Genomic DNA, 14,935 nt, shown 5'->3' with positions numbered 1-14,935 from the left:
GGGAGCACCATGTTTAAATTATTTAAAACCCTCCGCGATGCGGGGACTGCAACGGTCAAATATCCGTTTAAACCACTCGAAGTGGCACATGGATTTCGTGGTAAACCTGAGTATGACCCGCAGCAATGTATTGCTTGTGGAGCCTGTATCTCAGCTTGCCCAGCCAATGCCCTGACGATAGAAACCGATTTGCAAAGTGGTGAGCGTCGGTGGCAGCTCTTTATTGGGCGCTGCATTTACTGTGCCCGCTGCGAGGAAGTTTGTCCTACTCGTGCTATTCATTTAAGTGAAGATTTTGAAACGGCGGTTATGAATAAAGCCGATCTTTATATAAAAGGGACATTTCGTTTACAGTACTGTCGCGAGTGTAGTGAAGCATTCGCACCGAAAAAATCAGTTGAATACGCAATGGCATTGATGGTGGCATCCGGAATCGAAGAGAGTAGCATCGAAGCATTGCGACCAATGTATGAAACCTGTCCGTCCTGTAAACAAAAAAATAATCTATTGAACAATGAGCGTAAAAACTTCCGTTTACATATTGAGGGAGATAAGTCATGAGTTTTCCTGATATCCCAGTTAATCATCATGTTAGCCAACCGATTACTGTTGATGAGCAGGTGGCAAAATTAAAAAGTACATTGCTCAAAGATATTAAACGCTCCGCGTATGTTTATCGCGTTGACTGTGGCGGGTGTAACGGCTGTGAGATAGAAATTTTCTCAGCAATTACGCCTGTATTTGATGCCGAGCGTTTTGGGATCAAAGTTGTCGCATCCCCTCGACATGCCGATATTTTATTGTTTACCGGAGCTGTGACTCGTGCGATGCGAGTGCCAGCCTTACGTGCTTATGAATCTGCGCCCGATCCTAAAATTTGCATCTCTTACGGGGCATGTGGTTGCGGTGGTGGTATTTTCCACGACCTATACTGTGTTTGGGGTGGCAGTGAACATATTGTTCCAATTGATGTGTGGATCCCTGGCTGCCCACCAACTCCAGCTGCAACTATCTATGGTTTCGCGGTAGCTCTTGGTTTATTAAACCAAAAATTGAAGGCTCAAGAACACCAAGAGATTGATGGGGAACGTGTCGAACTATTATTACCATCAATTCCGCTAGCAACACGTGTGATGATTGAGCGAGAAGCGCGTCGCCAAGCAGGCTATTATCAAGGACGAGAAATTAGCGATAAGTTTTTGACCTTGTTAGAAGGAGCGACACCCGCGCAGGTTCAAGGAACAATGCAACAATGGATGAATGAAGCACAAGACCCACGCTTACGCGAGATTGTGAATCGTTTAGTGACTGTTTTACAACAAGGGGGCATTCATGACTGAGCAAACAGAAGGTAAAGTTATTTTCTGGTCGTTACGACAAAAATTTGTCGATAGCGATGATGACATTCCCGAAGACGCGCAGCAGGTCATGTATTATTCCCTCGCGATTGGTCACCATGTTGGCATGATCGATTGCCTCAATACTGAATTAGTATGTCCATTAAGCGGTTATCAATCGTGGGTCAATGCCATCCCTGAAGGAGAAGCACAGCGTAAGCTACAAGGGCTGATCACTTTCGGTGAAATTAATATCGATTCCACGCATACCAACATGCTCGCACTGGCCCTTGATGTATTTGCGAAAGACTCAAATTCACCTTATTGCGAGTGGAGTAGTACCTTGATCCGTTTATTAGGCGAAATCCAACGAGAACCGGCTATTTATCTGATTGTGAAGAGGTGTCTATGAGCGAGATATCAGCCAATAATCTAATGCTAGCAATCGGTAACAGTATGATGGGAGATGATGGTGCGGGCCCGATGCTGTTCGACTTAATGCAGGAAAACCCAGTTGAGGGCTGGCTGGCGATTAATGGCGGCAGTAGTCCAGAAAACGTTGTCCATCAAGTTAGAGCGCTCAATCCTCAACGCCTGTTGATTGTCGATGCTTCAGAAATTGGTTTAAACCCTGGAGAGATTCGAATTATCGACCCTGATGATATTGCAGAGATGTTTATCATGAGTACACATAATTTGCCGCTAAATTTCTTGATAGATCAATTAAAAGAAGACATCGATGAGATTATTTTTCTCGGTATTCAGCCCGATTTAGTCGGATTTTATATGCCCATGAATGAAAAAGTGGTTGCCGCAGTACAGCAAGTCTATGCAGCGCTAGCGAATTGGGATGGATTTGGTGGCTTTACGTTGTTTGATGGGGAATAACCAACGTTATTGCGGACAACAGCATGAAAAATAAAACCGCAGTTCTGCTTTTATCGCGACGACAGCGGTTTTATTTTTTAAGATATTAGGCATTGCCTCGTAAAAAATACGATACATCTTCCTCGACACTTTCCATTGCCATTAATGCATCAAGTGTATCTTGTGCTTCTTGCTCATCAATAATACTCATGGCAAAACCGACATGAACTAACACCCATTTTCCGAGCATATCTTGTGTTGCACCCTCACAAACTAGCGCAATATTCACATCCCGTCGAACACCACAAACTTCGATTTGAGCATTATCCATAGGCGAATCGCCGACGGTAACAATTTTACCCGGAATACCTAAACACATAACTGGCTCCTGACTTGATACAACGCCATTGAGGAATTATTCAACTTCAATTTGTTTCACCTGCATAGTATCACTGCTGTCTATTTGTAGGTTTTGGCTGCCACAATGAGGGCATCCTGTGCCAAATTGCGTCACTTTAGCTGCACATTGACAATCTCGACACCATGCCTTTGCAGGAACCGTCATGATATGTAGCTTTGAGCCTTCAGCTAATGTATCGCGACAAATGATATCGAAACAGAAATGCAGTGCGGACTCTTCAATACACGAGACTGAACTTAATTCTAGCCACACTGCCGTGACCCGCTGTGCATGATTTTGTTTTGCATGCTGTTCGATAATATCGAAAGCACTTTGGCATAAGGCAACTTCATGCATGGGATATCCTTAAAATATAACGTCATTAGGCATTTCAAATGCAGCACGGCGGCGACGTTCTTTGATGATTTCATCCATTCGATTTCTATCAACAACGATCAGGGCTTCGGTTGGACAAACCTCAACACAAGCAGGCCCACCTTCACGGGTATGGCAAAGGTCACATTTATGCGCTTCCGCACGATATTGAGGGATAGCATTCAGCGCTGTCACTTTTTGTGTCACAAGGTGGCTAACAACTTCCATCGTGCCATAAGGGCAAGCAATAACGCAGGTTTTACAGCCAATACATTTGGATTGGTCAACATACACAAAATCGTCTTTTCGAGCGATAGCCCCATTTGGACAAACATTGGCACAAGGCGCATCCTCACATTGACGACAAACAACAGCGGTACTCACTGTGTAGCCTTTCAAAACATGAATACGCGGGAAGAAATCATCTTTTACTACCGTTTCAATACCAGTTTCTTGTTGTTGGTGAGAAACAACACAAGCGACTTCACACGTGTGACAGCCAATGCATTTTTTGGGGTCAGCAATGATGAATCTGTTCATCGTACTCTCCTGAATAATACGTGATGACACCACATCCGGCATTTCCGGGGGAACTGTCTTCTATTTATCAGGTATAAGCATGGATCGTGCCAGAATAGTAAATTATTTTAATTCAGTTAAATCAGTCTATTAATATAAAGATTAATCTCTCTGAGTTACTTAAAATAAATATTCGTCACTCGTATCGACAATTATGACGATAATTACAAAAATCGTTATATAAATAAATATACTGCCATTTTTGTTTTCATGAAAATAGGGGATTGGATCAAAGTTAATCCAGACAGCGATATGCTTTTTTTATAGAGCCATTACAATATTGGCATAGATTTAAGTATCACTTGTTGTCTTACATTTATTTATATCAAATTTATAACAAAAGCTATTTTGAATTATTTATCTACACCAAAACAACATAGCAGTGCTTGAATTGATGATATTTAAAATACAAATTTTGATGAGAGCAGTTAACAACGCTGTGGCTCGAAGTATGGCGGGTGAACTACATTTTGAGTAATCCTTGCGATATATCCTAAATAATTCGAATCACAGCTAGGCGACAAACGAAGATATCCCAAGGAGCATACATAAGTATGTGACTTGGGTGTCAACAACGCTGTGGCTCGGAGTATGACGGATATAATGGATATAATGGATATAGGGGAACAACGTGACTACTGCTGAAAACAACGACTACATCCGGCATGAACGTGACCAATATAGAATATTGGTCGATATCACTAATTCAGTGTTATCCCATTTAGAGATGGACGGATTAGTTGCTGAAGTCTCACGCGAAATTTACCGTTTTTTTGGGATTAGCCAAATCAGCGTTGCTTTGTGCGATAACTACAGCTCTGCCGTATATATTTGTTATTCCAGCCATTATCAACGTTCAAAGCCTGTTGAAAAAGCACAGTATCATTTAAATGAACTCCACCCTGACTTAACGAAAGTCCTTGAGAGTAATAAGCCACTTCGTCTTACGTTAGATCAAGCGACAAACGATCCTCTCTATCAGAATTTGAGTGCGCAAGGGATGACAGAAACCCTGCTGTTGCCACTCGCCTTTAATCATAAGCCGCTGGGTGTTTTGGTACTTTCTCATGAAGATAACCGTATTTTCACCGACGATAACTGTAATTTACTCAAACAGATAGCCGCGAGATTTGCAATTGCAGTCGACAATGCGGCGGCATATGGCGAAATAACCCATTTAAAAGACAACCTGAAAAATGAAAATTTATGGTTGAATGAACAAATACATAGCATGGATAGCTTCAGTGAGATTATTTTTCAAAGCGACGCTATGCGCAATATTTTAGAACAGGTCGATTTAGTTGCCCGCAGTGATAGCACCGTTTTAATCCTTGGGGAGACAGGAACGGGGAAAGAGCTTATAGCACGAGCTATCCACCGCCTTAGTGAGCGCAATAAATGCACTATGATTAAAATGAATTGCGCCGCTATTCCTTCTGGGCTTCTAGAAAGTGATTTATTTGGGCATGATAAAGGCGCATTTACTGGGGCGGCAACGACGCATATTGGCCGTTTTGAAATGGCTGATAAAAGCACGTTATTTCTCGATGAAATCGGCGATATGCCCTTAGAACTTCAACCAAAATTACTACGTGTTCTTCAAGAAAGAGAGATTGAACGGATTGGGGGAAATAAAATCATTCCTGTTGATGTTCGACTTATCGCTGCGACCAATCGTGACTTAAAATCTATGGCTGATGACCGAGAGTTTCGTGAAGATCTGTACTATCGATTGAATGTATTCCCAATTTTAATCCCACCATTACGCGAGAGAACCGAAGATATCCCACTATTAGCGACCTATTTTACTCAAAAAATAGCTCAAAGGATGAATCGAAAAATTGATTGCATTCCTCGGGAGGCGCTGCAACAACTTACCTTGTATCCGTGGCCTGGTAATGTTAGAGAACTGGAAAATGTCATTGAACGAGCAGTAATCTTGACGCGTGGAAACACATTAAACTTACAGTTGCATGAACTTAATATCCCAAAGCCATCACGGATTAAAAATGCTCTTGAAACACAAAGTGCACTGGAGAAGCGAATGCAAACTAGCGCACCCGAAAATGATGATGAGGAGCGAGAAAGGATCATTGCAGCGTTGAAAGCGACAAATGGTGTTGTTGCAGGCGCTAGAGGAGCTGCAACCCGTTTAGGATTAAAGCGCACAACATTATTATCACGTATGCAGCGATTAGGAATATCTGTACAAGACCTATTTTAAAAAAGGATTATTTTTCTGGATAACGTCATTATATAAGTAATAATTTTAACTTTGTTTAATAAGTTAATATCCCGTTATCAAAATATTGCTGTCTTATTTTAGGGGAAGTGGACAATAGTACTTTGTCGTTATCGGTTTTTGCCGAGTATTCAAGGCGGTAGCCAATTCCCACTTCAGCAAGTAACCGTTGGATAAAATCTAAATCGGTTTCACGCCACTGGGTGATCAGCTCTCGTTCGGGGTATTGATGCTCTAGCTTAAATTCGAATAGTTAACATTATTTAGCAGCTATTTTTCATGATTAATATACTTTTCTTTTTCTGAAAGAAAAATCAATGCAATAAAATAAACGAATGAAATAACACCGATAGCAATCGAAATCCAATTTAAACCAGCTAGTGTATAAAAATAATTAGATACTCTATTCAGTAAGAACATGATTAAACAGATAGCAATCGGATGTCGGTAACCGATACTACGCAATCGCTGAATTTCCAGTAATGAAAAAGTACAATAAGCGAGGATATGGATGATAAGAATAACCAATCCATAGGCAAATGAAATTGAAAACCCTAAATCTAAGTCAATGCTTTTTGATAGTGCTTCGTGAGTGTATCGATAATTAGTGCTTACAAATAAAGAATTAATCACCTTAATTGATAATGTCAATAAAATCGCAGTTAAAATATAATAACAAAAAAATGAAAGTGACTTTCTTTTGGTATATAAAAAGGCAGTGCTTATTTTTCCTTCTGACATAGATTTCCTTATTGATGAAATTATTAGCTGAAGTTCAGGTAATGAAATTGAATTTTTATAACTTTGGAAACCCAGTAAATATAAAATCATTTCCAACACCTTGAGGGGCTTGAGGTGGAACATATACCTCAGGCTCATCCGGTGCAAACTGCCCAGAGAGTGGTTCCATTAAACGAATATAAAAATAACGATAATTAATCCCTTCAGCTCGCTGTATATCATGGACAAACCAACTATAAAGCTCATTAGAAACAGGCGTGTATGATATCGGAAAAGGCATATTATCATACCCTGCTGTACCACAATCGATATAATATTTCGCTCGGCGCTTTCCTGGGATATAAATATTATTCATCACCGAAGGCGGCATTCCTGCTGTTCTTTCAGTCACAGCTAACCATGCTTGTTGTGCGACGGTAGATAACCACCCCCAGTTCTGCTTAAGCAATCTCTTTTTTTCAGAGGCTGTCATGGCTGACTTTTGAGAGGTTCGTGTTATACCATAACCCCCTTGAAATGATTTAGGTGACAGGAGCGCCTCTTTTTCTTGTACCTCTAATTTTCGTAGTTCATTTTTATATTCATAATGCTTCTGCCCTAACCACGCAAAATAGCTATCTAAATGAGCATTTAAAGCCGTATAACTTAATTTTTTAAGGGGAAGGCCTGATTGATAAAACTCAACCCACTCAGTCGCCTTTTTACCTTTCACTTCTTGTTCATCTTGAAAATAGAGCCATGTTTCGAAATCAGTCTCGCGTAATTCATCGAGTTCTGGAAACGGAACACCTGCATGAAATGCCGCTAAATGCATTTTGTTTAAGGCGACTTTAGCGAGTTCTTCATTGGGTTTCTGTTCATTGTTTCTTAATCCCCCGCCGATATCCTCACTGCAACCAGGTAATAGTTCTTCTTGATGATGTTCTCCACTTCTACCCGTTAAATAGAGACAACGCCATTTGCGTTTTTCATGGGCCGCAATCAAATGTAAAGACTTTTTAACCAATGGGGGTAACGGGGTCATATGGTCAATGTATTTACGCCCTGCAACCATAGTTATTAATGAACCAACCGCCACTTCCGTTACTTTATTGCTTTTCGCCATTACCGTCAGTGCATTTAGCCCATAATCCAGCCCATTGTCATCACTTTCAGGCGTATCACGAGAGCAATCGAATAGACCCACAAAAGGAATGTCCACCCAAGCTCCACCGTGAACACCCCCGTAAAAATAGAGGCCCGTATCATAATCTTTTTGGCAAATTTGATTAATTAATACGCCGATAAAATATCGGGCTAATGTCGCGCCCATATCAAAGCCAAACACAGAAACAGAAATCAAATTAAGGGGAATTTCTCCTTTTTGAGCTTCATTATACGCTCGGGAAAATCGCTCTTTTAAGTCATTAATTCGCGTTTCTACCCCTGTTACAAAATTATAGGCAATAAATTCGTTATCTCTTAAAAATGGTGTTGCTTCAATACCTATTTTCGCAGCAGCATCAAATCCGGCCTCGGCAAACATTTTAACCTGACCTTTCGGAGACACTAATTCTTCAATTTTTTTAAAACCATCTTTTCCTATAGCATAATCAAAACCCGCCTCTAAGCCCGTATCTCTTATCGAGTCTTGAATGTTGCTTTTGGTTTCTTTATATATTTCCGCTGTCGTCTCATTAGCTTCTTGATTAGATGCAATTTGATAAGGTGTTCCAAGCCCTGATATGTAATATGCATTATATGTGTCTTTATTAGTATTTTTTTCTGGTCCTGGAAAACTATAAAACAACTTGCCAATATTTGATAACTTACCTTTGGGTTCATCTAAATCTTTATTTTTACCAACCCCATCAAAAAATAAAGCTATATGTAAAGTGCGAGAACAATTACCTAATTTACATTCTTGTGCTTGCTTTGCTTTGTTTGTTGCAGCAATGATCGAATCAGTACTGGCTCGTTTATCATTATTCATTATGTGTACCCTCAATTTCCTTACTTGAGCTAAAAGGGTTATATGAAGATGAATTTTTATTATTCCATTCTAGTTTTACTTTATTTTCTGGTAAGAAGTGGACATGCAACGTATCATCTCCCTCTTGACGTTCCGGTAGCTGTATCTTAATTTGATAATTTTCAGAACGCACCCCCGCATCATATTGTGAACCCTTAACACCTAATCTCCATTTTATTACTGCTGTTTTTCCTTTTATTATTCCGCAGCATGTCATTTTCCCTGCTCCATAAGAATATTTGTTATATTCATATGCTGAAGCATTTCCTCCCATCATACCGTTTAAGTTAAACCATGAAATTGGCCTATCTTGCCAATTATGAATAACTAATGCCACCTCTGTATCATCCAATGCGTCATTTGCATTAGACTTCGATACAAAAAAAATAGATAGCCCAATTAAAGCTGCCAATAAGTATAATGTAAACCACAATGGTTTTTTGTTACATTTTTGAATCCATGTCATATTTCCCTCCTAGATTTAATTTAATTTAATTTAATTACACAATATATTTATTAGTTAAACCGACAAATTTCTATCGAGCTAAATAATAAATATTGGGTTTTTACCTTATCACTTCATCTTTTTCTCATTCAACACCATCAAAAAATAAACCAATATGTAATGTTTTTGAAAAATCCCCTAATTTACATTCTTGTGCTTTTTTCGCTTTATTTGTTGCTGCAATGATCGAATCTGTACTGGTTCTCCTTTCATTATTCATTCCGTGTACCCTCAATTTCTTTACTTGAACCAAAAGGATTATATGAAGATGAGTTTTTGTTATTCCATTCTAGTTTAATTTTATTTTTTGGTAAAAAATGGACGTGTAACGTATCATCCCCTTCTTTACGTTCAGGTAATGTTATCTTAGTTTGGTAATTTTTAGGGCGTATCCCACTATCGTATTGTGAACCTTTAACACCTAGTCTCCATTTGACTATCACCATATCTCCTTTAATAATTCCACAACATGCTAATCCACCTCCAGCACCAATTGAATATTCATTGTATCTATATGCTGAAGCATTGCCTCCCCACATACCATTAACACTATAACTAGAAATTGGCCTGTCTTGCCAATTATGAATCACTAATGCCACCTCTTTATTATCCAATGCGTTATTTGCATTTGATTTCGATACAAACAAAATAGATAACCCAATTAAAGCTACTAATAAGTATAATGTAAACCACAATTGCTTTTTATTGCCTTTTTGAATCCATGTCATGTTTTTCTCCTAGATTTAATTTGGTTATAATATGCTTATTAGTTAAACCGATAAATTTCTATCGAGCTAAATAATAAATATTGGGTTTTTACCTTATCACTTCATATTTTTCTCATTCAACTCCATTAAAAAATAAACCAATATGCAATGTTTTCGAACAGTTTCCTAACTTACCCTCGCGCGCTTGTTTTGCGCGATTACTTGCGCCTATAATAGCGTCAGTACTTGCCCGTTTTTCATTACTCATGGTTTTCCTCCGTTAAACTTTGCGCTTCATCGAACGGATTGTAAGTAGAGCTTATTTTTGAACTCCACTCTAATTTGATTTTTTTCATGGGTAAAAAATGAACATGAAGATTATTCTCTCCCGCTTTACGTTCAGGTAATAATACCTTCATTTGATAATTTTCAGGGCGCATACCCTCATCATACTGCGAACCTTTAACACTTAGTGTCCATTTAACAATAGCTACTTTTCCTTTAATGATGCCGCAACATGCTGTTGGGCCCATACCATTGCTATATGGATTGAAAGTATAAGCCGATACCCCCCCCCCCCAAATACCATTTACGCTAGAATTAAAAATCGGTCTATCTTGCCAATTATGAATAATTAATGCCACCTCTCTATTATCCAATTCGTCATTTGCATTCGATTTCGACACAAAAAAAATAGATAGGCTAATTAAAGTTGCCAATAAGTATAATGTAAACCACAATGGCTTTTTGTTGTTTTTTTGAATCCATGTCATATTACCCTCCTATATTTAATTTAATTACACAATATATTTATTAGTTAAACCGACAAATTTCTATCGAGCTAAATAATAAATACTAGTTTTTTTTACTTTATTATCTCATTCTTATTACTCACTGCTATAATAGCGTCAGTGCTTGCCCTTTTTTCATTACTCATGGCTTTCTCCTGACAAACTTTGCGCTTCATCGAAAGGATTATAGGAAGAGCTTAATTTTGAGCTCCATTCTAATTTAATTTTTTTCATGGGTAAAAAATGGACATGAAGATTTTTCTCTCCCGCCTTGCGTTCAGGTAATAATACTTTCATTTGATAATTTTCAGGGCGCATGCCCGCATCATATTGTGACCCTTTAACGCCTAGTGTCCATTTAACTATTGCCACCTTTCCTGTAATGATGCCACAACAAGTTGTCGCCCCCATCCTCGGGGCGTAAGGGTTATACTTATATGCTGAGGCATTGCCTCCCATCATACCGTTCAAGGTGAATCGGGAAATCGGCCTGTCTTGCCAATTATGAATAATTAATCGAACTTCTTCATCTTCAATAGACGTCTCTGCAATAGCCGTTGAGTGAAAGACGATCCATATCCCTATCGCTATCACAAAGGGTAACAATAAAAACCATAATGATTTTTCATTACGTCGTTTAATCCACTGCATTAAATAACCGCCTTATTTTTGCGTTGAAATTCTTTTATTGCATGGGCTAGGGAGTATTTCCCTTGCTGAATATTCTCGATATAGGGAGCATCTAGCAACTGCATTAGCAGAGATTGATAACCTTCCAAATACAGTAAAGCATAGGTTGTTCTATCATCACTTTCGGTTAAACCTGCTTTCTCTGCTTTTTTGAGAGTTTGGATGACTTTCTGCCGCTGAATGCACGGCGGAAAATGCTGGCTCATTGGCATCTGTTGCCATTGAGCTAAAACGCTTTTGACTTCTGGGTCATCATCAATTTGCTGCCAAGTCGATTCGTCCAAATACACAGTTCTATCGTGGGTTTTTGGCTGTGCTTTGGTGGCGATATCGGTCGGTTGCCAGCCCGACAATGTCTGGTGCCACCACGTGGTTGTGCCCGAAAACAGGTAGTAGTGCCAATCTTCTTTCTGGCAACGGGCTAACACAGGCATCACCGCATGAATATAAAACCGGCTCACTATCGTTTCGAGATCGGGTTTTACTAAGGTGCATCCCCACGCCAATTGCATCGCCAAGGGTTTGAGAGCTAACGAGGAAAAAATTACGGTGACAATTTGCGGAAACTGCGCCATTTCAGCGGCTAAATCTGCGTTATTTTTTACCTGATATAACCAGGGGCCCACCCATTTGGCTTCGATTAACTGAGGGTGCTGATAAAGGGAATACAGCGAACGGGGATTTTTTTGTTGAAAAGGTTCAATGGTCTGTTCGGCAAAGGCCCCGCCCTCGATTAACAGGTAAATATTTTTCTGTGATTGATTTGCCGCTTGAACTAAATTTTCCATGGTTAAAATTTCCTAAGGTCTACGCTATTACCATTGCCTGTTATGGCATTGAGCAGGCACGGAATACAAATGGGTAAAGGCACTGCCGGAAATTGAGCCATCTTCATCGGTAAGGTATTCGGCCCTGCGGTGGCCATCTTCGGCACTTTGCGCAAATAATCCCCCGAGGTGCCATACTCAATTTTACCGTTCTCCAGTTTGAGGTAACTGCCGCCACCGTTCAGGATTATGCGCTTTTTGCCCGTGAAATTGATGTCTGCGGCAGAGGTGATGGTCTGCTTTTGTTCGCTGAAAATATCTAAACGGTTATTCTGCGCTTGAACCGTCAGTGGACCTTCCCCCGCAATCACGCCCAGTTTTCCGGTGCGGACAAACAACCCTAATTTATCCCCTGTAGACATCGTCATATTGCCGATAACACCCACGCTGATATCGCCATCGGCATTGATGGCAACATTTTCACTGGCCGCCAGTTGTAAATGTTCGCCACTGGTGAACGCCATCCCTTGTGGCGCAGAAAATAACAGGCTTTGGTTTAATGGCTCTAAACGTTGTTGTAACAGTTGCCTTTGGCTCTCAATATCCGCTTGCAAGGCTTTGGCTTGTTTGGCGGCAAGATTAAGTTGCTCACGCTGTTGTAGCAAATGGGCGATTTCTTTCAGTGCTGCCTCCATGTCCAGTACATCGCCTTGGGCTTTTGACTGCTCATCGGCGCTGATAAACAGCCCTTTACCCGCACGAATAGCCCCCCATTCATCGGTACGCAGTTCAGTACCTGCCCCACGCATTTTCCCTTGTGCATCGACAAGGTGACCTTGATTGAGTTGAGTCTTACCGTACTCTGTCGCTAACTTGATATGCGTTTTTTCCCGCTTGTCTTCCAGCCGCAATTTATTGTTGGCAGGGGTACGCAGCACATTGCGGGTATGGTTATCACGGTTAACGTGATCAGGGTGTTCTGAGTCATGAAACGCGAACGCAATATAGGGTCTATCCAGATCGCCATCATCAAAGGCAATGGCGATTTCAGTGTTGGCAATCAACGGGGCATGTAACCCATAGGTCTCCCCCGCATACGGTTTGGCTAGCCGTAGCCAAAGATAAGCATATCCTGACTCACTGTGATCACGGTCAAAATCCAACTTAACGCGATAACGCCCCTGTTCATCCAGCCATGCATAAATATCGTTGTCATTACGGCTTTCGATACGCGCTGGCAGGGTTCCGGCGATTTTCGGGCGCGGAATTTCAGCAGGACGATACGCATACTGTTCACTGTACGGCATGCCCTTAAGGGTCATCTGTAAAGAGGCATCACGGGCTGCACGATACGTGATTTGGGTGATAAAAACACCGTCTTTCAGTTCGTTAATCGGCACATTCACGATATCCAACACACTGCCCGTCATCAGATAAAAGGCGTTCGTTTGTAGCTCAAATTCAGCGGAGGGATTGAGAAAACGCTCTTGCCGTAAACGGCTATAAAATGCGCCACTTTCGGCTTCTAATGTTTGTGCATTTTCATCACCCATCTGCAAATAGGGTGATGCATAATGGTATTCATCACCCAATGTTGCGTTGCTTAGCGGATGCAGTGTGCTCGTTTCCATTGGCGAGAGTGCGGTGCGGTAGTTGTAGTCTTTGACGGTCACATTACCTGTCACCACTTGGTGAGCCAGTTGCGCATCCCATACCGAAAGTTGCCCGCTATCATTTTGGCCTGATGGCAGTTGATACGGTAATTTTTCACCAAATTGGTAATTGAGTTGGCTATCGAAAAATAGCACTTTGTCATTGTCGGTCTTTGTCGAGTATTCAAGGCGGTAACCAATCCCCACTTCAGCAAGTAAACGTTGAATAAACGCCAAATCGGTTTCACGCCACTGAGTGATCAGCGCTCGTTCGGGGTATTGATACTCTAACTTAAATTCGTAATCCGCCCCTTCAAAACCGTGGAACTGCAACACCTTTTCAATCACTTCGATCACAGAGGTATTTTGGTAAATGGTACTGCGTTTAGTATGGCTGAGTAATGCTAAACGGGGTTCGAGCAACACGGCATAATGGGACTCATCGGCACTGGTGGATAGCCACTGCAAGCGGGTAATGACACCCGATACGTGCTTATTGGTGCCCATATTGAATGTCGCCGGTTTTAACAGCACCTGTTCCGGTGAGATTGAATCCGACGCTGAGGTAAATTCAATCTGCCATGATGAGGGAGCATTAAGTTTTTCAACGCCTTCAAATTTTAGGATATCGATATCAAATCCAGCATCTTGAATGTCAAGCTGATAAGCTTGATGGGAAAAAAAAGCGGTTAAGGTGTCTATCATGATATTAATCCTTTAACGGTAACAATCTCAGCCAACCATCACCCAATTCAATCACGCGTGGCTTATCAGCATCTAAGTCTTCACGGTTAATCACCAGTCGCCAGGTGTTTTCTGATAAATCAGGATTGCGAAACATGCCGAGCACCGCGACGAATTTTGTCTCTTTTTCAAGTGGCTCATCAAGTGAAACTTGTCCTTGGGGCATCACCATTATAGATGTGGCATTGAGTGTGTCTTTTTTTAATATTTCATCCGACTGTGTTAACAGTGTTTGATACATCGCCCCTTCTACCGCTTTTTTGTCTTTCAGTTGATACACCCATACCATCGTAGCGAGCGGTGTTTGGTCTTCATCGGCATTCAGCCCTGAACGCGGGGTGAAATCTAAGCGCAGTGTGGTAATTTTTTTATAAAGGATTGCGTCTTTCATGCTGACAGTCCCCTCTTTTACGGCTTGCGCGAGTCCACAGCCTACGAGTATCCCGCACAAGCAGGTCACCATGAGTTTTTGGCTAATGTTTTTCACGGATGCGATTTTCCTTTCATGGGGTTTATTCCTCATTTGT

19 protein-coding genes and 1 pseudogene are annotated in these 14,935 nt (G+C 40.9%); 5 read left to right on the top strand and 15 right to left on the bottom strand.

The annotated features are described in order from the left end of the window. Positions 1-9 precede the first annotated feature (9 nt). Genes hyfH through hycI form a run of 4 tightly spaced genes read left to right on the top strand, consistent with a single transcriptional unit; the run spans position 10 to position 2,225 of the window. On the top strand, positions 10-561 hold the full coding sequence (gene hyfH / locus OOA_RS12355; RefSeq protein ID WP_008912485.1) for a hydrogenase 4 subunit H: 552 nt from the start codon (positions 10-12) through the stop codon (positions 559-561). Continuing rightward, entirely contained in the window at positions 558-1,340 is a 783-nt protein-coding gene (locus OOA_RS12350) for an NADH-quinone oxidoreductase subunit B family protein (RefSeq protein WP_008912484.1), read from the top strand. The genes hyfH and OOA_RS12350 overlap by 4 nt, the downstream gene beginning before the upstream one ends. Continuing rightward, positions 1,333-1,749: a formate hydrogenlyase maturation HycH family protein gene (locus OOA_RS12345; RefSeq protein WP_008912483.1), complete on the top strand. Its 417-nt coding sequence runs from the start codon at positions 1,333-1,335 to the stop codon at positions 1,747-1,749. Before OOA_RS12350 ends, OOA_RS12345 begins: the two co-directional genes overlap by 8 nt. After that, entirely contained in the window at positions 1,746-2,225 is a 480-nt protein-coding gene (hycI, locus tag OOA_RS12340) for a hydrogenase maturation peptidase HycI (RefSeq protein ID WP_008912482.1), read from the top strand. Before OOA_RS12345 ends, hycI begins: the two co-directional genes overlap by 4 nt. Positions 2,226-2,310: 85 nt before the next feature. On the opposite strand, the gene hybG is transcribed toward hycI, so the two are convergent. Genes hybG through hydN form a run of 3 tightly spaced genes read right to left on the bottom strand, consistent with a single transcriptional unit; the run spans position 2,311 to position 3,519 of the window. Further along, positions 2,311-2,583 (bottom strand): hydrogenase maturation factor HybG, encoded by a 273-nt coding sequence (hybG, locus tag OOA_RS12335; protein ID WP_008912481.1) that lies wholly within the window; start codon positions 2,581-2,583, stop codon positions 2,311-2,313. Positions 2,584-2,619: 36 nt separating this feature from the next. Continuing rightward, positions 2,620-2,961: a hydrogenase maturation nickel metallochaperone HypA gene (gene hypA / locus OOA_RS12330; protein WP_008912480.1), complete on the bottom strand. Its 342-nt coding sequence runs from the start codon at positions 2,959-2,961 to the stop codon at positions 2,620-2,622. Between the two features lie 9 nt (positions 2,962-2,970). Beyond that, complete coding sequence (gene hydN / locus OOA_RS12325) at positions 2,971-3,519, bottom strand: electron transport protein HydN (protein ID WP_008912479.1); 549 nt, start codon at positions 3,517-3,519, stop codon at positions 2,971-2,973. Positions 3,520-4,189: 670 nt separating this feature from the next. Here hydN and OOA_RS12320 point away from each other — a divergent pair. Beyond that, positions 4,190-5,782, top strand: coding sequence for a sigma 54-interacting transcriptional regulator (locus OOA_RS12320; protein WP_008912478.1), 1,593 nt, complete (start codon positions 4,190-4,192; stop codon positions 5,780-5,782). A 103-nt stretch (positions 5,783-5,885) separates the two neighbouring features. Here the strand turns inward: OOA_RS12320 and OOA_RS20110 are convergent. From OOA_RS20110 to tssJ, 12 genes and pseudogenes are all read right to left on the bottom strand, one after another. Continuing rightward, positions 5,886-6,050 (bottom strand): annotated as a pseudogene (locus tag OOA_RS20110) (contractile injection system protein, VgrG/Pvc8 family); the annotation flags it as partial. A gap of 20 nt (positions 6,051-6,070) precedes the next feature. After that, a complete protein-coding gene (locus OOA_RS12315) occupies positions 6,071-6,541 on the bottom strand; it encodes a hypothetical protein (protein ID WP_040691579.1) in 471 nt (156 codons plus the stop codon). Positions 6,542-6,596: 55 nt separating this feature from the next. After that, positions 6,597-8,513, bottom strand: coding sequence for a DUF2235 domain-containing protein (locus tag OOA_RS19790; protein ID WP_008912476.1), 1,917 nt, complete (start codon positions 8,511-8,513; stop codon positions 6,597-6,599). Next, positions 8,506-9,018, bottom strand: coding sequence for a DUF3304 domain-containing protein (locus tag OOA_RS12305; RefSeq protein WP_008912475.1), 513 nt, complete (start codon positions 9,016-9,018; stop codon positions 8,506-8,508). The genes OOA_RS19790 and OOA_RS12305 overlap by 8 nt, the downstream gene beginning before the upstream one ends. A 124-nt stretch (positions 9,019-9,142) precedes the next feature. Beyond that, on the bottom strand, positions 9,143-9,277 hold the full coding sequence (locus OOA_RS21015) for a hypothetical protein (protein WP_269078043.1): 135 nt from the start codon (positions 9,275-9,277) through the stop codon (positions 9,143-9,145). After that, positions 9,270-9,785, bottom strand: a complete 516-nt coding sequence (locus OOA_RS12300) for a DUF3304 domain-containing protein (protein ID WP_008912474.1) — start codon at positions 9,783-9,785, stop codon at positions 9,270-9,272. The genes OOA_RS21015 and OOA_RS12300 overlap by 8 nt, the downstream gene beginning before the upstream one ends. Positions 9,786-9,897: 112 nt before the next feature. After that, entirely contained in the window at positions 9,898-10,032 is a 135-nt protein-coding gene (locus tag OOA_RS21010) for a hypothetical protein (RefSeq protein ID WP_269078042.1), read from the bottom strand. Beyond that, a complete protein-coding gene (locus OOA_RS12295) occupies positions 10,025-10,537 on the bottom strand; it encodes a DUF3304 domain-containing protein (protein WP_008912473.1) in 513 nt (170 codons plus the stop codon). The genes OOA_RS21010 and OOA_RS12295 overlap by 8 nt, the downstream gene beginning before the upstream one ends. A 156-nt stretch (positions 10,538-10,693) precedes the next feature. Further along, entirely contained in the window at positions 10,694-11,206 is a 513-nt protein-coding gene (locus OOA_RS12290; protein ID WP_008912472.1) for a DUF3304 domain-containing protein, read from the bottom strand. After that, entirely contained in the window at positions 11,206-12,033 is an 828-nt protein-coding gene (locus OOA_RS12285; RefSeq protein WP_008912471.1) for a DUF4123 domain-containing protein, read from the bottom strand. Before OOA_RS12285 ends, OOA_RS12290 begins: the two co-directional genes overlap by 1 nt. Before the next feature lie 2 nt (positions 12,034-12,035). After that, positions 12,036-14,369: a type VI secretion system Vgr family protein gene (locus OOA_RS12280; protein WP_008912470.1), complete on the bottom strand. Its 2,334-nt coding sequence runs from the start codon at positions 14,367-14,369 to the stop codon at positions 12,036-12,038. A 4-nt stretch (positions 14,370-14,373) separates the two neighbouring features. Further along, positions 14,374-14,895: a type VI secretion system lipoprotein TssJ gene (tssJ, locus tag OOA_RS12275; protein ID WP_148284548.1), complete on the bottom strand. Its 522-nt coding sequence runs from the start codon at positions 14,893-14,895 to the stop codon at positions 14,374-14,376. Positions 14,896-14,935: the final 40 nt, after the last annotated feature.

Origin of the sequence: Providencia burhodogranariea DSM 19968, assembly GCF_000314855.2 — a bacterium.
Lineage (GTDB): Bacteria > Pseudomonadota > Gammaproteobacteria > Enterobacterales > Enterobacteriaceae > Providencia > Providencia burhodogranariea.
This window is presented reverse-complemented; position numbering and strand designations above follow the sequence as displayed.

What these genes read in the sequence shown, in the direction of transcription:
- OOA_RS19790 (WP_008912476.1), bottom strand. Translation starts at nt 8,513, where the DNA reads ATGAATAATGATAAACGAGCCAGTACTGATTCGATCATTGCTGCAACA.
- OOA_RS12280 (WP_008912470.1), bottom strand. Translation starts at nt 14,369, where the DNA reads ATGATAGACACCTTAACCGCTTTTTTTTCCCATCAAGCTTATCAGCTT.
- hydN (WP_008912479.1), bottom strand. Translation starts at nt 3,519, where the DNA reads ATGAACAGATTCATCATTGCTGACCCCAAAAAATGCATTGGCTGTCAC.
- OOA_RS12350 (WP_008912484.1), top strand. Translation starts at nt 558, where the DNA reads ATGAGTTTTCCTGATATCCCAGTTAATCATCATGTTAGCCAACCGATT.
- OOA_RS12300 (WP_008912474.1), bottom strand. Translation starts at nt 9,785, where the DNA reads ATGACATGGATTCAAAAAGGCAATAAAAAGCAATTGTGGTTTACATTA.
- hyfH (WP_008912485.1), top strand. Translation starts at nt 10, where the DNA reads ATGTTTAAATTATTTAAAACCCTCCGCGATGCGGGGACTGCAACGGTC.
- OOA_RS12290 (WP_008912472.1), bottom strand. Translation starts at nt 11,206, where the DNA reads ATGCAGTGGATTAAACGACGTAATGAAAAATCATTATGGTTTTTATTG.
- OOA_RS12285 (WP_008912471.1), bottom strand. Translation starts at nt 12,033, where the DNA reads ATGGAAAATTTAGTTCAAGCGGCAAATCAATCACAGAAAAATATTTAC.
- OOA_RS12345 (WP_008912483.1), top strand. Translation starts at nt 1,333, where the DNA reads ATGACTGAGCAAACAGAAGGTAAAGTTATTTTCTGGTCGTTACGACAA.
- hycI (WP_008912482.1), top strand. Translation starts at nt 1,746, where the DNA reads ATGAGCGAGATATCAGCCAATAATCTAATGCTAGCAATCGGTAACAGT.
- hybG (WP_008912481.1), bottom strand. Translation starts at nt 2,583, where the DNA reads ATGTGTTTAGGTATTCCGGGTAAAATTGTTACCGTCGGCGATTCGCCT.
- OOA_RS12305 (WP_008912475.1), bottom strand. Translation starts at nt 9,018, where the DNA reads ATGACATGGATTCAAAAATGTAACAAAAAACCATTGTGGTTTACATTA.
- OOA_RS21015 (WP_269078043.1), bottom strand. Translation starts at nt 9,277, where the DNA reads ATGAATAATGAAAGGAGAACCAGTACAGATTCGATCATTGCAGCAACA.
- hypA (WP_008912480.1), bottom strand. Translation starts at nt 2,961, where the DNA reads ATGCATGAAGTTGCCTTATGCCAAAGTGCTTTCGATATTATCGAACAG.
- OOA_RS12315 (WP_040691579.1), bottom strand. Translation starts at nt 6,541, where the DNA reads ATGTCAGAAGGAAAAATAAGCACTGCCTTTTTATATACCAAAAGAAAG.
- OOA_RS21010 (WP_269078042.1), bottom strand. Translation starts at nt 10,032, where the DNA reads ATGAGTAATGAAAAACGGGCAAGTACTGACGCTATTATAGGCGCAAGT.
- OOA_RS12295 (WP_008912473.1), bottom strand. Translation starts at nt 10,537, where the DNA reads ATGACATGGATTCAAAAAAACAACAAAAAGCCATTGTGGTTTACATTA.